This is a genomic window from Microbacterium sp. P2_F9 (genome assembly GCF_056403635.1).
The window spans coordinates 1-7922 of sequence record NZ_JBFUFC010000183.1 but is presented as its reverse complement, the minus strand read 5'-3'; the positions used below and the strand labels follow the sequence as shown (position 1 = coordinate 7922).

The 7922-nt window shown below is 69.5% G+C and carries 9 protein-coding genes; 3 read left to right on the top strand and 6 right to left on the bottom strand.

The window, feature by feature from the left end; genetic code table 11:
- The 3 genes from AC1DVT_RS15945 to AC1DVT_RS15935 all read right to left on the bottom strand — a co-directional run.
- Nucleotides 1-980: ABC transporter substrate-binding protein (locus tag AC1DVT_RS15945; protein ID WP_477389974.1), on the bottom strand; the 980-nt coding region annotated here is incomplete at its 3' end.
- Nucleotides 981-1032: 52 nt separating this feature from the next.
- Nucleotides 1033-1833: an amino acid ABC transporter ATP-binding protein gene (locus AC1DVT_RS15940; protein ID WP_477389973.1), complete on the bottom strand. Its 801-nt coding sequence runs from the start codon at nucleotides 1831-1833 to the stop codon at nucleotides 1033-1035.
- Complete coding sequence (locus AC1DVT_RS15935; RefSeq protein WP_457101313.1) at nucleotides 1830-2912, bottom strand: amino acid ABC transporter permease; 1083 nt, start codon at nucleotides 2910-2912, stop codon at nucleotides 1830-1832. The genes AC1DVT_RS15940 and AC1DVT_RS15935 overlap by 4 nt, the downstream gene beginning before the upstream one ends.
- Before the next feature lie 261 nt (nucleotides 2913-3173).
- On the opposite strand from AC1DVT_RS15935, the gene AC1DVT_RS15930 reads away from it, so the two are divergent.
- Nucleotides 3174-4028, top strand: coding sequence for a sulfurtransferase (locus tag AC1DVT_RS15930; protein ID WP_477389972.1), 855 nt, complete (start codon nucleotides 3174-3176; stop codon nucleotides 4026-4028).
- Between the two features lie 97 nt (nucleotides 4029-4125).
- Entirely contained in the window at nucleotides 4126-4677 is a 552-nt protein-coding gene (locus AC1DVT_RS15925; RefSeq protein ID WP_477389971.1) for a hypothetical protein, read from the top strand.
- Between the two features lie 25 nt (nucleotides 4678-4702).
- On the opposite strand, the gene AC1DVT_RS15920 is transcribed toward AC1DVT_RS15925, so the two are convergent.
- Nucleotides 4703-5482, bottom strand: coding sequence for a hypothetical protein (locus AC1DVT_RS15920; protein ID WP_477389970.1), 780 nt, complete (start codon nucleotides 5480-5482; stop codon nucleotides 4703-4705).
- A gap of 112 nt (nucleotides 5483-5594) precedes the next feature.
- Between AC1DVT_RS15920 and AC1DVT_RS15915 the strand changes: the two genes are divergently transcribed.
- Nucleotides 5595-6095: a MarR family winged helix-turn-helix transcriptional regulator gene (locus AC1DVT_RS15915; protein WP_477389969.1), complete on the top strand. Its 501-nt coding sequence runs from the start codon at nucleotides 5595-5597 to the stop codon at nucleotides 6093-6095.
- Nucleotides 6096-6105: 10 nt separating this feature from the next.
- Here AC1DVT_RS15915 and AC1DVT_RS15910 read toward each other — a convergent pair whose 3' ends face one another.
- Together AC1DVT_RS15910 and AC1DVT_RS15905 are read right to left on the bottom strand one after the other, a co-directional pair.
- Nucleotides 6106-6849, bottom strand: a complete 744-nt coding sequence (locus AC1DVT_RS15910; RefSeq protein WP_477389968.1) for an NAD(P)-binding domain-containing protein — start codon at nucleotides 6847-6849, stop codon at nucleotides 6106-6108.
- A gap of 1 nt (nucleotide 6850) precedes the next feature.
- Complete coding sequence (locus tag AC1DVT_RS15905) at nucleotides 6851-7792, bottom strand: NADP-dependent oxidoreductase (RefSeq protein ID WP_477389967.1); 942 nt, start codon at nucleotides 7790-7792, stop codon at nucleotides 6851-6853.
- Nucleotides 7793-7922: the final 130 nt, after the last annotated feature.

The following is a 7922-nucleotide window of genomic DNA, read 5'->3' as shown; positions in this document are numbered from 1 at the left end:
CCAGGAGGGTTGATCTCGGAGGAGTCGATGCCCTCGGAGTCCAGGCCCCAGAAGGTCAGGAGCTCGGTGTAGGTGCCGTCCTCGATGAGCGCGTTCAGCACGATGCTGACGGGCTCGATCAGGCCGTTGCCCTTCGCCGTGCCGGCGGCGATGTTCGCCGTGTTCGGCCAGCCGCCGGGGACGATGCCGACGAGCTTCGTGTCACCCGTCTCGAGCGCCGACCACGCCGCGGTGGCGTTGGGGCCGAACGAGGCATCGACACGACCGGACTGCAGGGCCAGGGTCGCGGCCGCAGCGTCGTCGTAGTAGCTGAGCTCCGCGGGCGCCTTGCCATCCGCCTCGAGTTCCGCGTTCCAAGCCAGGAGCACCTGCTCCTGGTTGGTGCCGGAGCCGACCGTGATCTTCAGGCCCGAGATGTCCGCGGCCTCCTTGATCGAGGTGATGTCACTATCCGCCTGCACATAGAAGCCCAGGAGGTCGTCGCGGTAGCTGGCGAAGTCGTAGAGCTCCTTGCGCTCCTCGGTCACGGTGACGTTCGCCGTGATGAGGTCGTACTTGCCGGACTGGATGCCCAGCGGCCAGTCCGCCCATGCCACGACCTGCGGGTTGTATTCGAGGCCCAGGCCTTCGGCGATGAGCGCGCCGAGGTTCGGCTCGGTGCCGGCGACGTCGGTGGCCGCGGTGGTGCCTTCCGGCTGGTAGCTCAGCGGCGGCGTGAAGGCGCCGACCGCGACGGTGAGCTTGCCGGGGTTGATCGGCGTGAAGCCGCTCGCGGCCAGCGCGTCGACAGCCTCCGGAACAGGATCGGTGTGGAACCAGGTGACCTCGTCGGTCGCCGTGTTGGTCTTCGTGGGCTCGGGCGCTGCCGCCTCTGCGGTGCCGCTGTTGAGGTTGATCGCGGCGAACACGCCGCCGACGATCGCGGCCACCGCGACGACGCCGACGCCGATCGCGATGCCCTGCTTCTTGCTGATTGCCATGGTGCGGTTATCTCTCTCTTGGGGTGATGCGGGTGGGCTCTGACGCGGCGCGTCAGGCCAGTACCTTGGCGAGGAACTCCCGCGTGCGCGGGTGCTCCGGGTGGGTGAGGACGACGTCGGGGGTGCCCTGCTCGACGATGACCCCGTCGTCGACGAACACGACCCGATCGGCGACTTCGCGAGCGAAGCCGATCTCGTGCGTGACGATGATGAGCGTCGTTCCGCTGCGGGCGAGGCCCCGGATGACGTCGAGGACCTCGCCGACCAGCTCAGGGTCCAGGGCGCTCGTGGGCTCGTCGAAGAGCAGCACCTTCGGGTGAAGAGCGAGCGCGCGGGCGATCGCAACTCGCTGCTGCTGGCCCCCGGACAGCTGGCGCGGATAGTGCCCGGCCTTGTCGCTCAGGTCGACTCGCGCCAGGAGCTCCAGCGCCTGCTCGCGGGCCTCGTCTTTGGTGGCGAGTCCGAGGTCGATCGGCGCTTCGGTGATGTTCTCCAGCGCGGTGAGGTGCGGGAACAGGTTGAAGTTCTGGAACACGATGCCGATCTGCGTGCGGCGCTTGAGGATCTCCTTCTCGCGCAGCTCGTAGAGCTTGTCGCCGCGGCGCTCGTAGCCGATCAGCTGACCGTCGACGGTGACCGAGCCCCGGTCGACGGATTCGAGGTGGTTGATCGTGCGCAGGAGGGTGGACTTGCCCGAGCCGCTGGGACCGAGGATCGCCACGACCTCGCCGGGCTGCACCGTCAGGTCGATACCACGGAGCACCTCGACGCCGCTGTACGACTTGTGGACGTTGTGGATCTCGACGAGGCCCCTGGTGGTGGGGGTGGCGCTCGTGTCGGTGATCGTGCTCATCGGGTTTCCTCGTTCGCGTCGATTCCGGCATCCGGAGTCAGGGAAAGGGGCGGGATGCCGCGGCCCGCCGGCGGCGCCTTCGCGCTGCTGTCGTCACCGAGGCGAGCCCATTGCGCACCCGACCAGCGGCGGAATCGCTGGAACGGGGTCGGCGGGAGGGTGCGGACGGACCCGCGGGCGTAGTGGCGCTCGATGTAGTACTGCAGGACGCTCAGGATCGTGGTGATGAGCGTGTACCAGACCACAGCGACCAGGAGCAGCGGGATCACCCGGCTGTTGCGGTTGTAGATCACCTGAACGGCGTAGAAGAGCTCGGGGATCGCGATGACGAAGACGACCGATGCGCCCTTGACGAGACCGATCACCTCGTTGGTCGCGTTCGGGACGATCGAGCGCATGGCCTGCGGCAGGATGATGCGCAGGAGCCGCTTGCGGGCCGGGATGCCGAGGGCCGCGGCCGCCTCCTGCTGGCCCTGGTCGACGGAGATGAGGCCGCCGCGGATGATCTCCGCAGAGTAGGCGGCCTGGTGCAGCCCGAGTCCGAGGATCGCGGCGGCGAAGGCGCTGATCAGCTGGACCGTCGGGAACTCCACGATCCAGAAGTCGGTCGTGAACGGAGTGCCGAGCCCCAGGGTGGGGTACAGGTAACCGAGGTTGTACCAGACGATGATCTGCACGACGAGCGGCACCGAGCGGAAGAACCAGATGTACGTCCAGGCGATGGAGCTCAGCAGCACCGACTTCGACAGCCGGCCGAGGGCGAGCACCGTGCCCAGCGCGAATCCGATCGTCGCCGCGATCGCGGTCAGCGACAGCGTGTACCCGATCCCGACGAGCACCGGCGTCGAGAAGAAGTAGCTCGCGAAGACGTCCCACTCGTAGTTCGCGTTCGTGACCAGCGACCAGACGAACTGCGCGATCGCGAAGATGAGGATCGCGCTGAGCGTCCAGCGGAACCAGTGGCGCGTGTGGACGACCTGCATGCTTCCCAGATCGGCGCGCTCCGAGCCCGCGGCCGGCGCGGTGAGTGGGGGCGGGTCGCTTACTGCGACGGGTGCCGTCGTGGTGGTCGTGCTCATGGGGTGGTGTCCTCTTCGCTGGGAGGGAGTCCGCGATCACCGCGGGTGCTCCGCAACGTTATGAACCGGCCGCGCGGCGCGCGATCCGCGTCATCACATGGCGCAATGACCGTTCACGCGGCGTAACATCCGCGCGGAGAGCGGTCCCCAGGCGCCGGAATGTGTCGGAATGCGTCGTGAATCGACGTTGGATCTCGCCCAGGTTGCGCTGTATGTCGTCCGTTGTGGGAGCGCATCCACCGACGGCGGGACACTCGTCCTGTGCCCCACCTGATCCACCCGAACGAACTCGCCGCAGAACTCTCCGCTGACCGGCCGGTGCGCGTCCTGGACGTGCGCTGGCGCCTGGACACTCCGGAGGGCCGGCCCGCGTACGTCGCCGGCCACCTGCCCGGGGCGGTCTACGTCGATCTGGAGTCCGATCTGGCCGTCCGCGGGTACCCCGAGGGCGGACGCTATCCCCTCCCGTCGGTGGACCGCCTCGAGCAGTCCGCGCGTGGCTGGGGGATCGACGACGGCGACCTCGTCGTCGCGTACGACGACAACGATGCCGTCGCGGCGGCGCGCGCATGGTGGCTCCTGCGCCGCCGGGGAGTCGACATCCGGGTGCTCGATGGCGGGATCCGGGCCTGGGTGGCCGCAGGACTGCCCCTCGAGGTCGGTGACCGCGTGTCCGAGCCGGGCACGGTGCATCTGCTCGACATCGACCCAGGGGTCGCGACGATCGATGACGCCGCCCGCGCTCCGATCGACGGATTCCTCATCGACGTCCGGGCTCCGGAGCACTATCGCGGGCTCACTCCCGGACTCGATCCGGCCGCCGGCCACATCCCCGGCGCCGTCAACATCCCGACAGTGACCCACATCGCACCCGACGGCACGCTCAAATCTCCCGAGGCGATCCTCGCCACGGTCGAGGCGGCCGGGGTGGATGTCCACCGCCAGATCACGCTCTACTGCGGCGCGGGGATCGCGTCGACGCACTCGGCGCTCGCGTTCGCGCATGCCGGAGTCGAAACGCGCATCTACACCGGTTCCTGGAGTCACTGGTCGCGGTCGCGGGAGCGTCCGGTCGCCGTCGGGCGCACGCCCGCCGACGCCCTCGTGGGCTGGTAGCCCGGCAGGCGGTCTCCCGCTTCCCGCGCGCCTGCCCGACGGATGGCTGCTCGGCGCCACTAGCGTGGGCACCAGGACCGCGATCCCGGGGGGGACCATGACCGATACCGAGCACGGTCACGAAGAGCCCTCTGGGCCGCCCGTCTCCCGCCGGACGGTGATGAAGTGGGGATGGGCTGCACCCGCGATCCTGGTGGCTGCACCCACGCCGGCCTTCGCGGCATCGCCTCCGCAGAACATCACGCTGAACGCCAACATCGGGATCTACCCGAACAATGTGCAGGGCAATCCGCGGATGGGCTCGTATCCTCAGGGCTTCGATCCCGCCGACGGGCACTACATCGAGGTCACGATCAGGACACTGCCCGGGGCGAGTATCGCGCTCGACAGTATCGGAGCGGCCCCGCCGACGATTCTTCGCAGTTGGATGGTGATGTCGCTCTCCGCGAGGCAGGTGGTGCTGCGCTGGCCGGTCGCGCTGAGCGGCACCGGGTCGAACACGGCCACCTTCCTCTGGTACTGGCTTGGCACCGCAAACCGCAACAAGATCGTGGTGACGGGTGCGATAACGGGCACCGACGTCACCTTTGCCGAGGGCGTGCTCACCGGCCCCACATTCCTCACGGGAGTCATCCAGAATCCCGCGTAGTCGGTCTGGGGCGCACCCGGCAGCGTCACTCGGCGGGCACCGCGACGACGCTGCCTCCGGGCATCAGGGTGTACGACACCAGCTCGCCGACCGGTGCGTACGGATCGCTCTCCAGGTTGGGGTACCAGGCGGGAAGGGTGACCGTCACCGGCGTCCCGTTGGAATTCCGGCCCGAGATGCAGGTGATGGATGCCGCGGGCACATCGGCGATGATCATGCAGAACTGGTGGTCGACCGTTCGGCCGACGCCAACCGTGCGGCCGTAGACGAGCCCGTACGGCCGGAGCTCGTCGCGCACCAGCAGCTTCGTGATGCCCACGCCGGGAAGCGCCAGCACGTCGTCGCGCAGGTCGTCGAGCACCCGCTGGTCAGCGACCTCGCGCTGCGCCTTCACGGCCGCGGTCGGGGCGGATCCGACCGGGAGATCGTCTGCCGGAGCGCTCCGGATCCCACTCCAGGCGATCGCGCCGATCAGAGCCGCCGCCGCCACCGCGCCGACGCCAAGCATCCGACCCGAAGGCCGTCGGCGCTCCGGTGCGGTCTCGACGATCGTCACCCCGGACGGGGGATCCGTGCCGGGCGCAGGGGAGCTCGGCCGGTCCGCGACGATCCCGCCGACGAAGGGGACGCGTGCCGGGTCTACCGCAAGGCGCTCGGGCCGAACCCGATCCTCGAGTTCTCGCAGGCGCGCCAGCGCCAGAGGGTCGCCATGGATGTCGGCATCCGGCCCATAGGCGCGCCTTCGGAGCGCGTCGAGCTCGCTCCGCTCGGCGTGCGTGACGCCGCCGGACGGCTCGTCTCCCACCTCTTCAGAATAGGTGCGCGGCCGGTGGCGCGGGCGGTCAGTGGCCCACCGTCTGGAAGTAGTGCGCCGAGCGAGGCGATCGGCATGTGGTGTCATGGTGACGGAGGTCGGGATGACACGTGCACTCACCCCGCGACAGGAGATCTGGCGCGGGCTGCTCTACGGGCAGCGGTCGATGCTGCTGCGACTCGCCACCGAGCTGAAGACCGAGCATGGCCTGCCGGTGACCTGGTACGAAGCCCTGCTGGCGCTCTGGGAAGCGCCCAAGCACACGCTGACGGCGACCCAGCTCGCGCAATCCCTGCTCTACACCTCGGGCTCGGCGTCGCACCTCATCGCCCGCCTCGCGGACGCCGGTCTGATCTCGCGCACCGCCTCCGCGCAGGACGCGCGAGTCGCACGCCTCTCGCTCACTTCGGAAGGGCGGGAACGGATCGAGGCGGCGACGCAGGCGCACCGGGCGAGCCTCGTCCGGGAGTTCGAGCCGCTGATCGATGACGACGAGGTCGAGGTGCTGCTGCGCTTCGCACGCAGGTTCGCCTCACACGAGGGCGTATCGTCTGCCCCGGACGCTTCCGGGCCGGCCGATGCGGAGTCGGCCGACCCGGTGTGACTGACGGCGGTCAGCGCTGCGAGGCGGACAGGCCCGCCGCCGCTGCACCGAAGGCAGAACCGGCGCGCTGACCGGCCAGTGTGGCCTCGGGGCCGGCGAGCCGGCTCATCTCTGCGGCATCCAATCGGGCACGGCCCCATCGGCCGACCGCACTGTTGAAGCGGCCGCCGATCTCCAGATCGGCCGAGCGGCTGATGTCGCCGACGAGCCAGGGCAGCCACCCGATGACGTCGAGATACGAACGGACGCGCTCGGCGGTGCGGGCGGATTCCGCCGCGAACGGCAGCACCGCGAGCGGGTCGTGGTCGGCGTCGCTCTCGATGGCCGCGGTGGGCAGGTTCGAGAAGGCCTTCGCGTGACCCGCACCCGTCGGCAGCAGCGTGGCGACGAACTGCCCGGCCGAGCCCTGCGCGGGTCGGCGCGGGATGATCCCCGCCGGCGTGACGTCGAGCGGGTTCGAGACGTCGAGCAGGATCCGCCCGACGAGTTCGTCGCCGAGTTCGCCGATGACGCTTCGCTGGGGCGCATCCCACAGGGTCGTGAGCACGACGAGCTCGTGGTCGGCGACGGCCTCTCGGATCGTGGCGGCAGTGCGCACCTCTGCGCCGCGGGCTGCGGCGCGCACCGCAGCGAGCGCGGCATCGGCCTTGTGCGGGCGGTGATGGAAGAGCGTCACGTCGACGCCGTGCGCGGCGAAGAGCCGCGCGATCGCGGTGCCGTGCCGGCCGGGGCCGATGAGGGCGATGGATGCCATGTCAGACCTCCTCAGCCGCGATGGGCAGCAGCGGGTTGTCCGACAGATCGAGCACGAGCTTGCCGTTGGCATGCTTGGCGTCGAGGCGGCGGTGGGCCTCCACGATGTCGGTGAACGGCAGGGTGGTCACGGGGAAGCGCAGGCTTCCGTCGGCGACGGAGTCGAGCAGCTGTCGCAGGCGCGCGGCGGACCGCTGGGTCTGCACGAGCCGGAGGCGGTGCGACGACATCGTCTCGGGGACGAGCGTGACGGCCTGGCCGCCGTTCGCCTGCACCGAGTGGGCGATGTCGCCGGCTTCGGGGCTGCCCGCGAGGTCGATGGAGGCGACGATCGTGTCGCCTGCGGATGCCTCGGCGAGCCGCTCGGCGAGGCCGGGGCCATATGCGATCGGGATCGCACCAAGTGCGCGCACATAGTCGAGGCTCGTCGGACTTGCGGTGCCGATCACCCGGATGCCGCGGGCGACGGCGGACTGCACCAGGACGGTGCCGACCCCGCCGGCCGCGCCGTGCACGACGATGAGATCGCCCTCGTTCAGGGTGAGCGCATCGAGGGCCGTGAGAGCGGACTGGCCTACCCCGCTCAATCCGCCGGCGATCTCCCACGACAGATCGGCGGGCTTGGCCTGCAGCTGGGTGCCGTCCGTGATTACGGCGTCGGCGTCCGCGGCCGCGACGCCCCAGCCGATGACCTCGTCGCCGTGCTTCCATGCCGAGTCGTTCGACTCGATGACGACGCCCGCGAACTCGGTGCCGAGGGTCATCGGCACTCCGCCCCCGAAGGCGCCGCCACGGCGGCGCGCGTCCACCGGGTTCAGTCCGCCGATGCGGACGGCGACGCGCACCTGGCGCGCGCCGAGCGGTGCGAGCGGGTGGGATTCGATGGCGATGACTTCGGGTGGTCCGAAGCGGCGGACGACGGCAAGGCGGCCTTGCTGCGGCATGGCGCTTCCTTTCGTGCGGGGGTGGAGTGCGCCGGATGGCACATTATCTGTAACTACAGATATTTTGATCTATTCCCATCGCCGGATGGCACATTATCTGTAACTACAGATATTTTGATCTATTCCCATC

Excerpts from the sequence above, each read along its gene's own strand:
- AC1DVT_RS15940 (WP_477389973.1), bottom strand. The coding sequence starts at position 1,833 with ATGAGCACGATCACCGACACGAGCGCCACCCCCACCACCAGGGGCCTC.
- AC1DVT_RS15915 (WP_477389969.1), top strand. The coding sequence starts at position 5,595 with ATGACACGTGCACTCACCCCGCGACAGGAGATCTGGCGCGGGCTGCTC.
- AC1DVT_RS15925 (WP_477389971.1), top strand. The coding sequence starts at position 4,126 with ATGACCGATACCGAGCACGGTCACGAAGAGCCCTCTGGGCCGCCCGTC.
- AC1DVT_RS15935 (WP_457101313.1), bottom strand. The coding sequence starts at position 2,912 with ATGAGCACGACCACCACGACGGCACCCGTCGCAGTAAGCGACCCGCCC.
- AC1DVT_RS15905 (WP_477389967.1), bottom strand. The coding sequence starts at position 7,792 with ATGCCGCAGCAAGGCCGCCTTGCCGTCGTCCGCCGCTTCGGACCACCC.
- AC1DVT_RS15910 (WP_477389968.1), bottom strand. The coding sequence starts at position 6,849 with ATGGCATCCATCGCCCTCATCGGCCCCGGCCGGCACGGCACCGCGATC.